The sequence below is a fragment of the Mesorhizobium sp. 113-3-3 genome (assembly GCF_016756495.1).
GTDB lineage: Bacteria > Pseudomonadota > Alphaproteobacteria > Rhizobiales > Rhizobiaceae > Mesorhizobium.
The window spans coordinates 6852383-6869642 of the sequence record NZ_AP023243.1; the positions used below are offsets into that span (position 1 = coordinate 6852383).

A 17260-nucleotide genomic window follows, 5' to 3' on the forward strand; every position below is an offset into this window, starting at 1 on the left:
AGCGGAACCTCACGGTGACGGCACGCAGCATCGACCTAAGTAAGCCGGCCATGAGCGCGGGCCGCGGCCACGAAGCTTCGACTGGGCCAGGTTCTGCATGGGAGCGCCACAAAGAAAGAGGCGATGCGTCGAGCTGTAAGCGAGCCTGAGCTCGCTTTCGAAGCGCTATGCCATCAACCCCAAGACGGTCGCGAAGTGGAGGAGCGGAGTTCGACCGCCGATCTGCCCACCGGCCCCAGGGAGCCGAGATCGAAGGTTCTGTCTGCCGTAGAAGAGGACCGTTGTTGTGGCCTTCCGCCGCAACACACTGCTGCCGCTGGACGATTGCCTCTACGGCCTTGCAGCCGACGATCCCGCATCTGACGCGCTCTTCATTGCACCGATGTCTGCAGCGCAAGCATCGGCTTCTTCCACATTGATATTGCGGAGATCCCAACCGAACAGGGCAAGCTAAACATCAAGGCCTTTGTACCGCGGCACCGCCTGTCGCGAACCTTCGCGCCCCTCTGTCCCGCCGGCACCAAAGGAGACCGTCGCGGCGCCGTTGTTGCTAGATCACATTCAATTCCCTAAACGCCCGCCCTTCGGCGACACGGATGTACCCAAACGCGGAGCAATCGACCGTGCGGTAGCCGCCATGCACGAGAAGCTCGGCCAGCGCCTTGCCGACCGCCGGGGCCTGCTGCAGACCGTGGCCTGAAAAACCGTTGGCGAAGAGGAAATTCTTAACCTGCGGATGCGGGCCGATGACTGCGTTCTGGTCGAGCGTGTTGTAATCGTAGTGCCCGGCCCAGGCGCGGGTAGGCTTGATGGCCTCGAAGGCCGGAATGCGGGTCGCCAGCACCGGCCAAATCACCTCTTCGAACAGCGGCCAGTCGACCTCGAAATCCTGGGGGTCGGCCGGGCCGTCGCCTTCTTCCGGTTCGGCGCCGCCAGTGAGATAGACCGGGCCTTCCGGCCTGACATAGATGCCGGAGGGATCGACCAGCAGCGGCATGTCGGCATATTTTTCGCGCGCCTCGAAGACGAAGACATTGCGCTTGCGCGGCTCGACCGGCAGCGCCAGCCCGGCGAGAGCGGCGACCTTGCCGGCATTCGGCCCGGCGGCATTGAGGACGGTGCCTGCTTCGATCGTCTCGCCATTGTCGAGCCTGACGCTGGTGACACGGTGGCCCTGCCGCTCGATGCCGATGACCGAGGCGGTCATAAAGTCCACGTTCTTGCCGCGCAGCGCCTTGCGGAACAGCGTCAGCATCGCATGCGCGTCGAACCAGCCTTCGCCGCTGCGGCCATAGGCGCCGGCAGAAATGCCTTCGGTCGACAGCCAGGCGAAGCGCTGGGTCAACTGCTCGGCATCCTCGAGCACGATGTCGGCGCCCTCGGCGACCTGCGCTTCGTGGTTGGCATTCAGGATCGGCAGCCCGTTCTTGCCAGCGAGAATGAGAAAGCCGCCCTCGCGAAAACCGATGTCGGCGTCCGCGCCGAATTCTTCCTTCAGCCGCCGGAACAGTTTCATGGTGAACTGCGACAGGCGGATGTTCTGCGGGATCGAGAATTGCTGGCGAATGGAGGCGCAGGACAACGTCGTTGCCGCGTGCGCGAACTGCGGATCGCGCTCGATCAGCGCGATCGAGCCGGAAAACCCTTCCTCGCGCAGATAGTAGGCGATCGAAGAGCCGACGATGGCTCCTCCGATGATAACGATGTCGTAACGCACTTTTTTGTCGCCTTTCCGGTAACCGCCCGTGTCGATCACACAGCCGTCAGCATGATGTCGAAGCGCCTGCCGCGGCGGGCGCGGGCCTAGCGAGTTGAAAAGGGTTGCCGCATGCGCTTGATCCAGCGGCGCTCACGCAGCTGCCGGTCCTGCCCCACGCGGCAAGTCGTCGGCTCTGTCCGTCTTCTCCCAGGTGAACTCAGGCTCTTCACGGCCGAAGTGTCCGTATGTCGCCGTGTTGCGGTATATCGGGCGTACGAGATCAAGCATCTCGATGATGCCTTTCGGTCGGAGATCGAAAACATGCGAATCCAAACATGAGCCCTGATCCCGCCCTTGCTCGAGATCCTGCCATCGTCCTTCATCAACGCCCTGGCTGGTGTCGGGCGACTGCCCGGTGAGAGCCAGAACGACGGCGCAATTTCGACCATCAAAGCCGATGGCATCGCCAATATCGAGTATCGTATCGCGGGCGACTTGGGTGTAATCGATGTGCGCATGGCTGGTACCCTCGTCCTGCTGGCTTTGTCATTTCGCGCTCTTCGCAAATGCTGTTTGGCGGCGGAACATAAAACGACACCAGATTTCTGCCGCCACTGATCTCGAAAGTTGTGATGAGCGTACCATTGACAGCGATTTGCGCTCGCAACGATTCCATGAATTTCTTTGAAGGATCTGTTGCAACGCTAAACAACAACGCAACGAGATTGGCGGGGGCCTGGTAAGACGGCAAGCTGGAACTGGTTGGCCAAGAGGGAGGCGATCGGCGCACCTTTCCCCAGGCGACGTGCTAACTTGCATCGTGCACCTCATCCGCCATTTGCTAAATGTTTTGTCCCGGCATTTGCTGGAGCGGATTGAAAGTGAACGCTCGGGCTGGGAAGCCCATGCCTTCCAGATGAACTCGCAGGGCGTGAGGCCCTTGAGGGTCTTCAGCTTGCGGCCGGAAATTGTAGGCCGCGACGAAGTCGGCAAGATGCCGACGCAGTTGGTCGCGATCGTCGTAGTGGAAGCGCTTGACGGTTGCGTCTTGATGGTCCGGTTCATTCTCTTGACTCTTCTCGCCGGCCTGTCGCCGTCGACATCTGGCAATCGGCCGATGCTTGCCTGCAGGCAGCGGTGGGAGCGCGTCAGATGCGTGACGTCGGCTGCAACGCGTAGAGGCAATCGTCGAGCGGCAGCAGCCTTGTTGCGGCGGAAGGCCACAACAACGGTTTTCCTCGACAGACAGAACTGTCGACTCCCTGGAGCCGGTGGACAGATCGCGGTCGAATTCCGCTTCTCCACTTCGCGACCGTCTTGGGGTTGATGCCATAGCGCTCCGAAAGCGACCTCAGGCTCGCTTCACCTAGCCCATAGTGCATCCTTTGAGTCGGACGAGAATGGCGAAATTTCTTTTCCGCGACATGCAAGCAAGAAGGCTTCAGCCAATGGCGGTTTTTCGATAATCGGCCGTGTCTATCCCATGTCGTTTCAGCTTGTCGTAGAAGGTCTTGCGGGGAACTCCCAGGACTTCGATCGTGCGCCTCACGTCGCCGCCGCATTCCTGCAAGGCATCGCGGATGATAGTCGCCTCATAAAGGCTGACCTTCTCGGACAAGTGGAGGCTTGATACCGCTTGTTCCTTTCGACCTGATGCAATGGGCGTGCCCAGCCTTTCAAGTCCCAATGCAACGCGATCGGCGAAATGCACGAGTTCACGGACATTGCCGGGCCAATTGTGGCTCACGAGGCGATCGCGCACGCCAGCGCTGATGTCCGGAACTGGCCTGCTGAAGCGTTTGGAGGCGCGTTCCAGGAAATGCCCAAAGAGCATCGGGATGTCTTCGCGCCTTTCGCGAAGCGGCGGGATGCGGAGCGTCACCACATTCAGCCGGAAATAAAGGTCTTCCCGGAAATCTCCGCGGGCGGCCGGATCGCCGAGATCGGCCTTGGTAGCCGACACGACACGAAGGTCGATGCTGCGGGTTTCGTTCGTGCCAAGCGGCGTGATCTGCCGGGTCTCAAGCACCCTCAGAAGCTTCACCTGGAGTGCTGGCGGCATCGACTCGATTTCGTCGAGGAAGAGCGTCCCTCCGTTCGAATGCTCGATGCGACCGGTCCTGCGCCTCTGCGCGCCAGTAAAGGCGCCTGCCTCGTGCCCGAAAAGTTCGCTATCGATGACGCTTTCGGGCAGCGCTCCACAATTCAGGGCAACGAAGGGCTTCGTGCGTCGTCTGCTCCAGCGGTGAAGCAGATCCGCGACCACCTCCTTGCCCGTGCCCGTCTCGCCTTCCACAAGGACATCCACATCGGTATCGGCGATCTGGCGGAGAGTTTCGCGCAATCGAATCATGGTCGGTGCCTCCCCGATCAGCGGGATATCGCCCGCAGATCGGACAACCGCATCCCTAAGACGTCTGTTTTCCAGGACCAGGCGCCGTTTTTCCGAAGCGCGATGCAGCGTCACGAGAAGCCGGTCGTTCGCATATGGCTTCGAGATGAAATCGTAGGCGCCATCCTTGATGGCGGCAACGGCCAGCTCGACGTCGGCATGCCCGGTGATCAGGACAACCGGAATTTCCGGGTCGATCGCCTTCACTCGCTCGAAGAGCTGAAGTCCGTTCAGCCCGGGCATACGGATGTCACTCACGACAGGGCCATCGAAGTTCCCGTCGATTCTGGCGAGTGCGGCCTCGGCCGAACCGAACACGCTCGGTGAGAACGAGGCAAGCTTCAGCATCTGCGTGGCTGCGCGAAGCACATCCTCGTCATCGTCGATAAAAATGACCGGTCCTGATTCAGCACTCATGCCGCTCGCCTCAGCTCGACCGTGAAGGAAGTCCCTCTCCCGTGGCCGGCATCATCATGCCGCAACGAGCCGCCGAGCTCACGTGCGATCTCTTGCGAAATGACCAGGCCAAGACCGAGACCCTTTTCCTTGTTGGTAACGAACGGCATGAAGAGGCTCCTGCGAATGTCGGGGGCAAGGCCGGGGCCGTTGTCCCGAAGGGAAATAGCGACCATTTCCCCGTTTTCGGCGAGCGCTATCTCGACGCGGGGCTCCGGTTGATCCTTCAGAGCGTCAAGCGCGTTCTGGAGAAGGTTGACGAGTATCTGCTCCAGTCGCATGCGGCTTGCCATGACAATTGGAGACGGATCGATCCGCTTCCGTTCAATCGTCACCCCGGAATCGCGAATTCGGCCTGAAAGAAGCGACAGAGCGCCGTCGATCGCGTCGTCCGCCAGTATCGGTCCCATCGATCCGCTGGCGCGGCGGGAAAAGGACCTTAGCGTTTCAGTGATCGTGCCGATCCTGCCGGTCATGGCGACGATCGAGGTCAGATTCTCGGCGGTTTCTTGCGACCGGCCGATCCCTAGAAGACGCGCGGCATTTTCAGCATAGGTGCGGATTGCGGCGACCGGCTGGTTGATCTCGTGGGCGACCCCGGCCGTTATCTGTCCCAGGATTGACAAGCGGTTCGCCTGGGCGAGTTCGTCGCGCAGGCGACGCACTCTTGCTTCAGCGTTCTCTCGCTCGGCGATCTCACCGGCGAGCGCTGCGTTCGAGCTCTGGAGCTCCGCCGTGCGCAGTTCGACGCGATGCTCCAGTTCCGCATTCAGCAACACAAGCACTTCTTGCCGCTGCCGGGCCGCCCGCCGCCGTCGAACAATGATGAAAATGACGAATCCAACGAGAACGAGGGCAAGCAGCGTTGTCACGCGGGCTGTCATGACCGCCGAGGAGATCTCGGTGTCGGCGGGGATGAGCAACGACATGCGCCAGCCCGGAACTGCTTTGCCGAGATCCTGCGAAACCGCAACGAAACCGGCTGATCGACTCTCAGGAGTTGCGGTGACCAGGTTGTCGCCGCGGCGGGAAAGCGGCACCGGCTCGAAAGTCACGCCCGGTAGCTGCAGACGATCGCGAGCGGTTTGCTTCTCCTTTGCGGAAAGCGGTGAGAGAGCGCCAAAACGCCATTGGGGCACGCTCGTGGCAAGAACCACGCCTCGCTCATCGGTCGTGAAGACCACGAAGCCGCTCTCCAGCCAACGCGACTCGACGCGGTCGAGCTCCACCTTCACCACAACCACACCGAGCGGCCCCTCCGGCCCATCGACCCGGCTCGACAGATAGAGACCAGGGCGCGCGCTAACCGTGCCGAGCGCATATTGCATAGCCGCCCCATCCGCCATCGCCTCGGTGAAGTAGTGGCGAAAGCGGTAATCGCTGCCGACGAAACTGGTCGGCTCGCCGGCGTTGCTCGCAGCAACCGCTACGCCCTCAGGATTAATGATGTAGAGTATAGAAGAGCCGGCGTCGCGCGCGATGGCGCGAAGCTTCTCATCAAGCGCGGCTTCGTTGGCAGTGCTCGGACTGCGAAGCATCTCCTGAACGGCACCGTCGCGTGCCAGAACCAGCGGAATCATTCGCTGCTTCTCGATCTCTCCTTTCAAACTGTCGGCTGCAAGTGGGAACGCGGCAAGAGCACGGTCGCGTAGGGCATACTCTGCTCTGGTGCCGGCGATGCGTCCCGTTGCAAAGACGACGAAACAGAGCGCCGCACCAAGAATTGCAAGCAAAATCACAAGCCAGAGAGATCGACCGCCGGATCTACCAGGGAAGACCAATGGGGCGCGCTGGAAGGCGCCATTACCCATGTCTTCTTCTTCTGCCATCGTATTCTTAAAACCGATCATTGACGAACCATAGTGCGGGGTTCCGCCAGAAGGGAAGGCGATCCGTGCGGAAAACCGCACAATCTTGCTGCGCGATTTGTTGAAGATACCTGAGGCTCCGGCGATTTCCGCGCTCTCTTGGCTTGGCACGGCTATTGCGGTCAACAACGCAGCAGCGTTCGACCGGGGCGCCGCGATGGGAGAAGCCGCGGGGAGGAACAGCCCGCCCCAAACCGGTCAGGGAGAGAAAACTTACATGTTGACCCCACTGGCTCCAAGCGTAAAGCGCGCACCCCGCAAGACCCTTTTTGCCAAGCCTTACGTGCAGGTGCTTGTCGCAATCCTCCTCGGCGTTGCGGTTGGCCATTTTTATCCGCAAATCGGAGAAAACCTGAAGCCGCTCGGCGATGCCTTCATCAAGCTCGTCAAGATGATCATCGCGCCCGTTATCTTTCTGACCGTGTCGACTGGAATTGCCGGCATGAGCGATCTTCAGAAGGTCGGCCGTGTTGCCGGCAAGGCGATGGTCTATTTCTTCACCTTCTCGACGCTCGCGCTTATCGTCGGCCTCATCGTCGGCAATGTCATTCAGCCTGGCGCCGGCCTCAACATCGATCTGACCTCGCTCGACGTCCAAGCCGTCAATGGCTATGCCTCAAAGGCCCATGAGCAGTCCGTGACCGGCTTCCTCATGAACATGATCCCGACCACGATTGTCGGCGCCTTTGTGGAAGGCGACATTCTACAGGTGTTGTTCTTCTCCGTCCTCTTCGGCATCGCGCTGGCGATGGTCGGAGAATCGGGCAAATCGGTTCTTTCCTTCCTTCAGGACCTCACTGCACCCGTTTTCAAATTGGTCGGCATCCTGATGAAAGCCGCGCCGATCGGTGCTTTCGGAGCAATGGCCTTCACGATTGGCAAATATGGCATCGGTTCGGTAGCCAACCTTGCGATGCTGGTCGGGACCTTCTATCTCACGGCCTTCCTCTTCGTATTCGGGGTTCTCGGTGCAGTCTGTCGCTACAATGGCTTCTCGATCTTTTCTCTTATCCGCTACATAAAGGAAGAGCTGCTGCTGGTCCTCGGAACGTCCTCCTCCGAGGCTGCGCTGCCCTCTCTCATGGAGAAAATGGAAAAGGCCGGCGCCAAGCGCTCGGTCGTGGGCCTGGTTATCCCGACCGGATATTCCTTCAATCTGGATGGCACCAATATCTACATGACCCTCGCGGCCCTTTTCATCGCGCAGGCGACGAATACGGATTTGTCAGTTGGCGATCAGGTCCTGCTGCTGCTCGTCGCGATGCTTTCCTCCAAGGGTGCAGCAGGTGTCACAGGTGCCGGCTTCGTCACGTTGGCCGCTACGCTCTCCGTAGTGCCGGCAGTTCCCGTTGCTGGAATGGCGCTGATCCTTGGCGTCGATCGCTTCATGTCGGAATGCAGGGCACTGACGAATTTGGTCGGTAACGCGGTGGCATCGCTCGTCGTCGCCCGCTGGGAAGGCGAACTGGATCAGGCGCAATTGAAAGCTGCATTCTGCGGCCACCAGCCTGCCGAGACATCAACCGGCCAGCCACTGATAACGCCCGCGCCGAGCAACTCGGCAGCATCGCTGCCGGTTGAATCGCCTGGCTGGTCCCAAACGCCGGACGATCGGGCCGCGGGTTCCAAACAAACTCTCGCGGGCCGATGAAATCAACAATCCCGAAATGCAGTGGGTGCAAAATCATCTGCGCCTTGCGAAGGTCTTGCACCGGTCACGACACACAAGCCCTCGATGATGCGCTTAATGCCTCCGAAGTTTGCGACGGTTCGTCGAACCGGGCGCGGAGCTGGGTCGGAGCCGTCGGCACGGCTGAACAATTCGCCCAGGCTCTACATTTCGGCTTCTACCTCGCACCATGCCACGACCAGAATTCGGTAGCGAACAGGATCAATGCAGGAATGACAGATTTTACTGAATCGACCTTTGCCGGATTTCTTCTTGATGTCGTTTAATCAGACTCGAACAATGGCGAAGCGACCCATAATTGCTGATATCGCCCGGGAAGCCGGGGTTAGTGTTGCCACCGTTGACCGAGTTCTGAATGCCCGTCATCCGGTGCGGAAGGAGACTGCGCAGCGGGTCTTAGCGGCGGCACAGGCCATCGGATATCACGCCGCAGGTCTTATCAAGCAGCGCCTGCAGCCGGACCTGCCGCAATATCGGCTTGGCTTCATCTTGAGAAAACCGACTCACCACTTCTACCAGGGCTTCGCGCGTGAGGTCGAAGCGGCGGTCAACGCGGCGAAGTGCTTCCATGGCACTTCGCTCATCGAATTCGCGCCGTCGCACATGCCATGCGACCTTATTCCATTGCTCAAGGAATTCGGAGCGCGCTGCCACGCGATCGCCATGGTGGCGCCGGACCATCCGGCGATCACGGCAGCCGTCCAAGAACTCAAGGCAAAAGGCATCCCCGTTTTCTCGCTGCTTTCCGATTTCGCCGAAGGTGTTCGTGAGGGTTATATCGGCCTCGACAACCGCAAGGTCGGGCGGACGACAGCGTGGATGCTTTCAAAGGTCGCAAGACGGCCGGGCAAGGTGGCGGTTTTTGTCGGCAGCCACCGTTTTCAGGGGCAGGAGCTGCGGGAGGTCGGCTTTCGCTCCTATTTCCGTGAGAATGCACCGGCATTCGAGCTGCTCGATCCGCTCGTGAACCTTGAGGCACGGCAGATCACCTACGAGGCCACGCTGGATCTCATGCAACGGGAACCCGAACTCACCGGCTTCTATGTGGCCGGCGGAGGTATGGAGGGAGCGATCTCCGCGCTCCGTGAAGAAGGCGAAAGCCGGGGTCTCGTCGCGATCGTTAACGAGATCACGCCGGAGTCACGGGCTGCACTCGCAGATGGCATGATCACGATGTCGGTCGCCACGCCCCAGCGCCTGCTTTGCCAGGAACTGATGACGCTGATGGCCCAGGCCATCAAGGTCGGCACTTCGGAGACGCTCGGGCAGACTTTTCTGCCGTTTGAGATCTATCTGCCGGAAAACATCTGAAAAACTGATAAAATACTATCATGAGAGCCTAATTTCCTTTCATTCATGAAAGAAAAGCAGCGGGAGTTTGATTGACTCACCTGCCTCATTCCGGTCTCGTTTAACAACGAATGATTGCTGCGCGGCGGAAGCCAGTCAGCCGAGAACGACGACCCGCACTTCATGAAGAGAGAGGAAAGCCATGCGTCAAGCATCGCTCCGCTTTGCGATCGACCGCATGACGCCGCCCCATCTTGCCAGGGCCGCACTTGCTCGCGGCCCGGGCCTGACTGGCATCGACATTAGCTATCATCTCGATGGCAATTTCATTGCGCGCGAAAAGCCGGCTGCAGACGTCCGTCTTGCCGACGGATCAATCGTCACGACTATCTTCATCAACGCCTTTACGTGCTTCAATGAATCGCCGCGTGCAAGGGCGAGGCGAGCAAACTCGTCGATTGTGCAGCGGCCTGCGGAGCGAAGACGCCGACGAATGCGATTCGCCAAGGACATCCACGCGCTGGACAATAGGCGCACTTGCCTCGGGCATCGATTTCATGGCGCGAGATGATGATCACATGCAACACGATACTCGCAACTGCGAGCAAAGTGCCAGGCAGATCTCGTCACGCTGCATATCGCTTCCAAAAATGAAAAAGTCCAATTCGAAGTCCGAGACGAATCATGTGGTCCCTATTGTGCCGTTGCACGAGAGGGCGCCGGACATCTTTGAAACGTCGACAGCGCTCACCGCTCCCTCTGGGCTGGAAGCCACGTTGGCCAACGTCGTCGACCTCCTGCCATCGTTGGTGCAGGTGCGGCACGGCATCATCTCGCTCTGCGACGGTGCCGGCATACCGGACATGACCGTCGGCGCCGGCTGGAGCGAAGGCAGCGATGAGCGCTACCGCAAGCATCTGCCACGGGCGGCGATCGACCAGATCATAACGACGGGCATGGCGCTCGTCGCCGAGAACATAGCGTTGGATCCGGCTTTCAACGCCGCCGACAAGGACGTGCTCGGGGCGTCCGACAACATGAAAGTGTCGTTCATCGGCGTACCCATTCGCGTCGATGCGAACGTCGTGGGCACGCTGACCATCGACCGCATCCTGGACAACAAATCAGGCTCCCTCCTCGATTACGACCTGCGCCTCCTTACCACAATCGCTAATCTGGTTGGACAGACAGTGAAGCTGCATCGCCTGTTCGCGTCCGACCGCGAGCGACTGATGGCCGAGAAAATCCGGATGCAAAAGCGATTCGGCGAACTCAAGCAGCCTGGGCATCAGGGCAAACGGGCTCATGTCAAGGGGATCATTGGCGACAGCCCGGCGCTGCGCGGGCTGCTTGAGAAGGTCGCGTTAGTAGCCAGGTCCAACAGCACCGTTTTGCTGCGCGGGGAATCGGGGACCGGCAAGGAGCTGGTCGCCAAGGCCGTTCACGAGATGTCGGGACGCGCCAAGCGGCCGTTCATCAAGCTCAATTGCGCAGCGCTCCCTGAGACAGTCCTGGAATCCGAACTGTTCGGTCACGAAAAGGGGGCCTTTACCAGTGCATTCAACTCGCGCAAGGGGCGCTTTGAGCTCGCCGACAAGGGAACGTTGTTTCTGGACGAGATCGGTGAGATTTCGGCCTCGTTCCAGGCAAAGCTGCTGCGCGTGCTGCAGGAGCAGGAGTTCGAGCGCGTCGGCAGCAACCAGACGATTAAGGTCGACGTTCGCGTGATTGCCGCCACGAACAGGAACCTGGAAGACGCGGTTGCAAGGAACGAGTTTCGCGCCGACCTTTATTATCGCATCAGCGTTGTTCCCCTGCTGGTGCCGCCATTGCGCGAAAGGCGCGGTGATATTCCGCTCCTTGCCGCTGAGTTTCTCAAGAATTTCAACAACGAGAACGGCCGTATGATGGTCTTCGATGCGAGTGCGACTGAAGTGCTGATGAACTGTGCTTTTCCCGGAAATGTCCGCGAGCTTGAAAATTGCGTGCAGCGGACAGCGACCCTCGCAGCGGGAACGTCAATCGTCAGAAGCGACTTTGACTGCTCACACGGCCGATGCCTTTCCGCGATGTTATGGAAGCACGCGTCTAAGGAGACTTCGCCGAAATCGGAGCCGATCGCACCATCGCCACTGAACCCGGCTATGCAATCGTCTGGTGCTTTTGCTTCGGCCGCAATTGGGGTCCCGCATGACGACAGCGAGCAGGCACTGCCAGCGCCTGTTCGGCTAGGCCTCGTAAGCGACGCGAAGATGACCGATCGCGAGCGTCTCATCGCGGCCATGGAAAGATCCGGCTGGGTACAGGCAAAGGCAGCGCGCCTGCTTGGACTGACGCCGCGCCAGATTGGTTACGCGCTGAGGAAATACGGTATCGAGATCAAGAATCTCTGAACCTGCTGTCGGACTTCAAGCGGGGCCGCGAGATAGCGCGCGAGGCGAATAGCTGGGACAAATTAGCGTTGATTGGTACGGCTCGGACCTCCGTCGGTGAGGCGTTGCAGCCCTCCTGTTGGCGCCGGCCGCAATCCACGGCCCGCTCGACCGCACGGCGCTTGGTATCCCAGTCAAGTTGGCGCAAACGCAGCGCCGTCATGGTCGGTCCGATGGCCATGTCGCTCCGCTGGCCCCGTGCCGGATGTCTCGCCATTGAAACGGAGAACAGTACGCCGTCAACCAACCTTACCGGAGTGGTGTAGGTCGTCAGGCAGATAAGCGCCGTGCTGCCTTTCGCGCACGCATATCCGGCGGCGTGATCGCCTTTTACGATACCTCCGACGCTCAATCGACGTCTCTCCTCACCCAGCGTCACCCACGGCGAGTGTCGCGTTTGGCATATTTTTGTGCAGGTTCGAAGAGGTAAAGTCGCCACAGCGCGTGGTGTTGACGCGACGATTGGTATGATAAAGAACAGAACTAAATCGGTTTAGACAGTTCGCGCGGAGGTCTAACCCAAGTGGCTCAGGAACCATGGATCAGGCCAAAGGACCAAGGAAAGGCAGAACCATAGGCAAGACCAACAATGTCAACGCCGACCTGATCGCAGTCGTGGTCGCCGTGAACGACGCTGGACCATGTGTTCTGACCATCGAACAGGGGGCCGCTCTTCCCTCGGGCCCGTTTGAGCTCGCTCATCGTTCGCTCCAGTCGGGGCTTAGGGCATGGGTGGAACTGCAGACCGGTCAGCCTCTCGGTTATATCGAGCAGCTCTACACCTTTGCCGATCGCGATCGGGTCGGCGCCAACCAGCGCGTGATCTCGATCAGCTATCTCGCACTCACCCGCGAAGAAGATGCGGGCGCCTCGGGCAGGCGCAGTTGGGCCAGCTGGTACGACTATTTCCCGTGGGAGGATCATCGGTCCGGCAGGCCCCCGATAGTGCTGGAAGAATTGCGGCCGCGCCTTATCGAATGGGCGGACGGCGCGGACGACGGCGCGACGCGCTTCGATCGCCGACGGCGAGCGGCGGTTGCCTTTGCCTTGGACGGCCGGGCATGGAACGAAGAACTCGCGCTGCAGCGCTACGAGCTGCTCTACGAAGCCGCCCTGGTGGAGGAAGCAAAGCGCGGCGGAGTTTCGGCCATCCTCCCTTCCGTGCCGGGCAGATCGATGATCGCCGATCACCGCCGCATTCTGGCAACGGCTATTGCACGACTGCGCTCCAAAATTAAATACCGGCCTGTTGTGTTCGAACTGATGCCGCCGCTCTTCACGCTTTTGCAGCTACAGCGAACTGTGGAGGCGCTCTCCGGCAGGCTCATCAACAAGCCGAACTTTCGCCGGCTCATAGAGCAGCAGGAACTGGTTGAGAAGACCGGGGCGACGACCGCCGAGACCGGCGGCCGGCCTGCGCAGCTCTACCGCTTCCACCATACTATTCTCGACGAGAGGCCTGTGGCCGGCACAAAATTACCGCTCGCACGGGCTTGACACCCCTTATAGTCACAACGATTATATATATCTTATAATCAGATGGACTATAACTGGAGGCTCGATGAGTGCCGTCCTGCCTTCGAGCGCCTCACTGTACGACCGCGTTCGGCGCGTTATCCCACCGATCGAGTGGTCGGTCTTCGTCGAGGATATCGACGCAATCCTGAATCTGAAGCGACAGCGCAATGCGGTCATCCTGGCGCATAACTACCAGACGCCGGAGATTTTTCACTGCGTGGCTGACATCGTCGGCGACAGCCTGGCGCTGGCCCGCAAGGCGATGACAGTCGATGCCGAAATCATCGTGCTCGCGGGCGTGCATTTTATGGCCGAGACCGCCAAGCTCCTCAATCCGGACAAGACCGTGCTCATCCCGGATCTCGGCGCCGGCTGTTCGCTGGCCGAGTCGATCACCGCCGAAGACGTGCGCCTGATGCGGCAGCGTTATCCGAGCGTTCCAGTGGTGACCTACGTCAACACCTCCGCCGCGGTGAAGGCTGAATCCGACATCTGCTGCACCTCGGGCAATGCGCTCGCGGTGGTGAAATCGCTCGGCGCGCCGCGTGTGATCATGCTGCCCGATGAATATCTGGCGAAGAACATCGCGGCGCAGACCAAGGTCGAGATCATTGCCTGGAAGGGGCGCTGCGAGGTGCACGAACGCTTCACCGCGGCCGACATCCGCGAGCTGCGTGAGGCCCATCCCGGCATCAGTGTACTTGCCCATCCCGAATGTCCGCCTGAAGTGGTCGCGGAAGCCGACTTCGCCGGCTCGACGGCGGCGATGTCCGACTATGTCGCGCGGCATAGGCCGGCGCGTGTGGTGCTGATGACGGAATGTTCCATGAGCGACAACGTCGCGGTCGAGCATCCGGAAGTAGATTTCGTGCGCCCATGCAATCTGTGCCCGCATATGAAGCGCATCACGCTCGCCAACATCCGGACCGCGCTCGAGGAGAACCGCCACGTCGTCACGATCGATCCTCATGTCGCTGAACGGGCCCGCTGGGCTGTGGAACGCATGCTCTTTGTATGACGGCGGACATCCATCACATTGGCGGAGCGCCGGTCATCATCGGCGCTGGTATCGCCGGGCTCATGACGGCGCTACACTTGGCGCCGCAACCAGTCGTCCTTCTGTCAAGGACCTCGCTCGGAACCGAAGGCTCGAGCATTCTAGCCCAGGGCGGGCTCGCAGCGAGTCTGGGGGAGGACGACAGCCCCGACCTGCACCTCGCCGATACGCTTGCTGCCGGCGATGGGCTTTGCGACGAACAAATGGCCAGGCGGGTGGTAGAGGCCGCACCTCAAGCCGTCGAGAATCTCATTCGTCTTGGTACTCCTTTCGACCGCTCGCTAGACGGGAGGCTGCAGCTGGGCCTGGAAGCGGCGCATTCGCGTCGCCGCATCGTGCACGCCGCCGGCGACGCAACTGGCCGCGAGTTGTTTCGGGCGCTACTCGGCGTGGCGCGGCGAACCCGTTCGATCACGATCATGGAAGGCATGACAGCGCTTGGCTTGGTTGTCGCGGAGGGCAGCATTGTTGGCTTGCTGACTGTCCTGCATGGCGCCGTGTTCGCATTGCCCACACGCCGCGTGGTGCTGGCGACCGGTGGGATAGGCGGCCTGTTTTGCGATACAACCAATCCGCTCTCCTCATTCGGGCACGGCCTGGCGCTGGCAGCCTGTGCTGGAGCGGAACTAGCCGATCTCGAATTCGTGCAATTCCACCCGACGGCCCTCGACATTGCGCGCCGGCCAATGCCGCTTGTCAGCGAAGCAGTGCGTGGCGAAGGCGCGGTGCTGATCGATGAGCACGGCCATCGCTTCCTGGCAGACACGCCCGGGGCAGAACTCGCATCGCGCGATGTGGTCGCGCGGGCGATCTCCGATCAGCTCGCAGCCGGGCATGGCGTCTATCTCGATGCCCGACATTGTCTCGGGCAGAAATTCGCAAGACGCTTTCCGGCAATCGACGCTATTTGCAAGCATGCCGGCATCGATCCGGCGGTGGAACCCATTCCCGTGCGGCCCGCTGCTCACTATCACATGGGCGGCGTGGCCGTTGACGCCGAGGGGCGAACTTCCGTTAGCGGCCTGTGGGCCTGTGGCGAAGTCGCATGCACAGGACTGCATGGCGCCAACCGGCTTGCCAGCAACTCGCTGACCGAAGCGGTTGCAACCGCCGCCTGGGTGGCTGAAAGCGTCGCAGCTACCTCTGCGGGTGGGCAGTGGCCTAGGCTTCCGGCAACTGTTCCCATCCGGCCCGACCCTTCACCTATTCGCCCGATTGTGTCCAATGCGCTTGGCATTGTTCGGAATGGGAAATCATTATGCGACACGGTCGCGACACTGTTGCCGATCTCTGTTTGCGAGACGGCCGCGGCCGATCCGGCCCTGGTGGCATTGTTGATGGCGATCGCCGCCCTTCGGCGCGAGGAGAGCCGCGGCTCCCACTTTCGATCCGATTTCCCCGGGCGCGATGCCGCCGCCCTCCCCTCACGATTGACGCTCTGCACAGCTTTTGAGAATGCCGTCACGCTCAGATGGCAAGCATCCGAACGGAGCCGTTGACATGACTTCACTTGCACCACTTCCCCAGATCATCATGGAGCCCATCGTGCGTTCTGCCCTGCTTGAAGACCTGGGCAGAGCCGGCGACATCACGAGCGATGCGATCATCCCCGCCGATTGCAAAGCGACGCTGGCGTTGAATGCCCGGCAGGCAGGCGTTGTTGCCGGGCTCGACTTGGTCATGTTTGCCTTCCTGCTGGTCGATCCCGGGATCAGCATCCAGCTGCGGTGTCCTGAGGGCGGCAAGGTTTCGGCCGGCCAGACCATCGCGATCGTAAACGGGCCGGCGCGCAGCCTGCTGACGGCGGAGCGGACGGCGCTCAATTTCTTATGCAAACTCAGCGGCATCGCGACGGCAACGGCTACGCTCGTAAACGCGGTGAGGGGCCATAACGCAAAAATCGTGTGCACACGCAAAACGACGCCCGGCCTGCGTGTCCTGGAAAAGTATGCGGTACGAGCGGGCGGCGGTGCCAATCACCGCTTCGCGCTCGACGACGCCGTGCTGATCAAGGACAACCACATCGCCATTGCCGGCGATATCCGCACCGCAATCGAGCGGGCGCGCAGCGCCATCGGTCACATGGTCAAGATCGAGGTCGAGGTCGACAGGCTGGACCAGTTGGAGATGGCGCTGGCAGCGGGTGTCGACGCCGTGCTCCTCGACAACATGTCGGTCGAGGACCTTACGCAGGCTGTGGCTATGGTCGGTGGCCGCGCGATCACCGAGGCTTCGGGCCGGGTGACGCGGGCGAGCGCCGGGGCAATTGCGGCGACAGGCGTCGACCTCATATCGGTCGGCTGGCTTACCCACAGCGCGCCCATCCTCGACATTGGTCTCGACATGCCGGCCGACCGAAATTGCAACAGGCATCTGAACTGATGGAGAGGACATGAACCGGGATCGCAGGAACTCCTTTGGTCGCAGGCTAACCTGCGTCAGCACGTCCCAGGTTCCACCAACAGCCGACGCAAGCCTTCTCGGCGCCAGGCGACACGCTTCAACAACGGAGGCGGGAGGGACGGACCAGCAAGGCACAGAAAGCCGCGTCGCAGCCCTTGGCGTCATCATCTGCCGACTCGACGAGATGCGCCAGTTGGCGGCCTCTCACGGGCTGGAACTTCTGGGTTATCTGCTGGACGTCGCCTTCACCGAATCCTGCGACGCGATCAGAAAGGAGCATTCCTGTGCTCAGAGTAATATAACGGAAACCGTAATCCCCACGGATGACGTGAGTTGAGCCTGCGGGCAGCAGTTGGAGAGTCCGCTCAAGAGCGCCACCAGTCGCGTTTCGATAGAAGACTTCCCGCTGGCATGCGCCTGGTCTTCAGCATCCACTGCAACGCTCCAGGTCAAGG

The 17260-nt window shown here is 60.7% G+C and carries 13 protein-coding genes and 2 pseudogenes; 10 read left to right on the forward strand and 5 right to left on the reverse strand.

What is annotated here, in order from left to right:
* Window positions 1-81: 81 nt before the first annotated feature.
* Window positions 82-477, forward strand: a pseudogene (locus JG746_RS32940) (IS481 family transposase); the annotation flags it as partial.
* 73 nt (window positions 478-550) lie between these two features.
* On the opposite strand, the gene JG746_RS32945 reads toward JG746_RS32940, so the two are convergent.
* A complete protein-coding gene (locus JG746_RS32945) occupies window positions 551-1717 on the reverse strand; it encodes an NAD(P)/FAD-dependent oxidoreductase (protein ID WP_202324412.1) in 1167 nt (388 codons plus the stop codon).
* 132 nt (window positions 1718-1849) lie between these two features.
* Entirely contained in the window at window positions 1850-1987 is a 138-nt protein-coding gene (locus JG746_RS37375) for a methionine adenosyltransferase domain-containing protein (protein ID WP_446720348.1), read from the reverse strand.
* A 66-nt stretch (window positions 1988-2053) separates the two neighbouring features.
* Between JG746_RS37375 and JG746_RS37380 the strand changes: the two genes are divergently transcribed.
* A complete protein-coding gene (locus JG746_RS37380; protein ID WP_244730967.1) occupies window positions 2054-2317 on the forward strand; it encodes a hypothetical protein in 264 nt (87 codons plus the stop codon).
* Window positions 2318-2540: 223 nt separating this feature from the next.
* Here JG746_RS37380 and JG746_RS32955 read toward each other — a convergent pair.
* The 3 genes and pseudogenes from JG746_RS32955 to JG746_RS32965 form a co-directional block, all read right to left on the reverse strand.
* A pseudogene (locus JG746_RS32955) lies at window positions 2541-3081 on the reverse strand (IS3 family transposase).
* 59 nt (window positions 3082-3140) lie between these two features.
* Window positions 3141-4508, reverse strand: a complete 1368-nt coding sequence (locus JG746_RS32960; RefSeq protein ID WP_096453581.1) for a sigma-54-dependent transcriptional regulator — start codon at window positions 4506-4508, stop codon at window positions 3141-3143.
* Window positions 4505-6376, reverse strand: a complete 1872-nt coding sequence (locus tag JG746_RS32965; protein WP_244730600.1) for a sensor histidine kinase — start codon at window positions 6374-6376, stop codon at window positions 4505-4507. Before JG746_RS32965 ends, JG746_RS32960 begins: the two co-directional genes overlap by 4 nt.
* Before the next feature lie 256 nt (window positions 6377-6632).
* Here JG746_RS32965 and JG746_RS32970 point away from each other — a divergent pair, with 256 nt between their 5' ends.
* From JG746_RS32970 to JG746_RS33005, 8 genes are all read left to right on the forward strand, one after another.
* Window positions 6633-8066 (forward strand): dicarboxylate/amino acid:cation symporter, encoded by a 1434-nt coding sequence (locus tag JG746_RS32970; protein ID WP_096453579.1) that lies wholly within the window; start codon window positions 6633-6635, stop codon window positions 8064-8066.
* 318 nt (window positions 8067-8384) lie between these two features.
* Window positions 8385-9416: a LacI family DNA-binding transcriptional regulator gene (locus JG746_RS32975; RefSeq protein ID WP_010913552.1), complete on the forward strand. Its 1032-nt coding sequence runs from the start codon at window positions 8385-8387 to the stop codon at window positions 9414-9416.
* Between the two features lie 557 nt (window positions 9417-9973).
* Window positions 9974-11788: a nif-specific transcriptional activator NifA gene (gene nifA / locus JG746_RS32980; RefSeq protein ID WP_202327599.1), complete on the forward strand. Its 1815-nt coding sequence runs from the start codon at window positions 9974-9976 to the stop codon at window positions 11786-11788.
* Between the two features lie 576 nt (window positions 11789-12364).
* Window positions 12365-13324 carry an NUDIX hydrolase gene (locus tag JG746_RS32985; protein ID WP_010913550.1) on the forward strand — a complete coding sequence of 320 codons (960 nt, stop codon included), beginning with the start codon at window positions 12365-12367 and terminating at the stop codon, window positions 13322-13324.
* A gap of 64 nt (window positions 13325-13388) precedes the next feature.
* The gene (nadA, locus tag JG746_RS32990; RefSeq protein WP_006333927.1) at window positions 13389-14363 is read left to right on the forward strand and encodes a quinolinate synthase NadA; all 975 of its coding nucleotides are present in this window, start codon (window positions 13389-13391) and stop codon (window positions 14361-14363) included.
* Window positions 14360-15901 (forward strand): L-aspartate oxidase, encoded by a 1542-nt coding sequence (locus JG746_RS32995; RefSeq protein WP_202324415.1) that lies wholly within the window; start codon window positions 14360-14362, stop codon window positions 15899-15901. The genes nadA and JG746_RS32995 overlap by 4 nt, the downstream gene beginning before the upstream one ends.
* A gap of 1 nt (window position 15902) precedes the next feature.
* A complete protein-coding gene (gene nadC / locus JG746_RS33000; protein WP_202324417.1) occupies window positions 15903-16784 on the forward strand; it encodes a carboxylating nicotinate-nucleotide diphosphorylase in 882 nt (293 codons plus the stop codon).
* Between the two features lie 10 nt (window positions 16785-16794).
* Window positions 16795-17142: a hypothetical protein gene (locus JG746_RS33005; protein WP_044548973.1), complete on the forward strand. Its 348-nt coding sequence runs from the start codon at window positions 16795-16797 to the stop codon at window positions 17140-17142.
* Window positions 17143-17260: the final 118 nt, after the last annotated feature.

Bases quoted from the DNA above. Each gene is read 5' to 3' on its own strand.
- nifA (WP_202327599.1), top strand. From the start codon at position 9,974: ATGCAACACGATACTCGCAACTGCGAGCAAAGTGCCAGGCAGATCTCG.
- JG746_RS32985 (WP_010913550.1), top strand. From the start codon at position 12,365: ATGGATCAGGCCAAAGGACCAAGGAAAGGCAGAACCATAGGCAAGACC.
- nadA (WP_006333927.1), top strand. From the start codon at position 13,389: ATGAGTGCCGTCCTGCCTTCGAGCGCCTCACTGTACGACCGCGTTCGG.
- JG746_RS32995 (WP_202324415.1), top strand. From the start codon at position 14,360: ATGACGGCGGACATCCATCACATTGGCGGAGCGCCGGTCATCATCGGC.
- nadC (WP_202324417.1), top strand. From the start codon at position 15,903: ATGACTTCACTTGCACCACTTCCCCAGATCATCATGGAGCCCATCGTG.
- JG746_RS32965 (WP_244730600.1), bottom strand. From the start codon at position 6,376: ATGGCAGAAGAAGAAGACATGGGTAATGGCGCCTTCCAGCGCGCCCCA.
- JG746_RS32970 (WP_096453579.1), top strand. From the start codon at position 6,633: ATGTTGACCCCACTGGCTCCAAGCGTAAAGCGCGCACCCCGCAAGACC.
- JG746_RS32960 (WP_096453581.1), bottom strand. From the start codon at position 4,508: ATGAGTGCTGAATCAGGACCGGTCATTTTTATCGACGATGACGAGGAT.
- JG746_RS32975 (WP_010913552.1), top strand. From the start codon at position 8,385: ATGGCGAAGCGACCCATAATTGCTGATATCGCCCGGGAAGCCGGGGTT.
- JG746_RS33005 (WP_044548973.1), top strand. From the start codon at position 16,795: ATGAACCGGGATCGCAGGAACTCCTTTGGTCGCAGGCTAACCTGCGTC.
- JG746_RS37375 (WP_446720348.1), bottom strand. From the start codon at position 1,987: ATGCTTGATCTCGTACGCCCGATATACCGCAACACGGCGACATACGGA.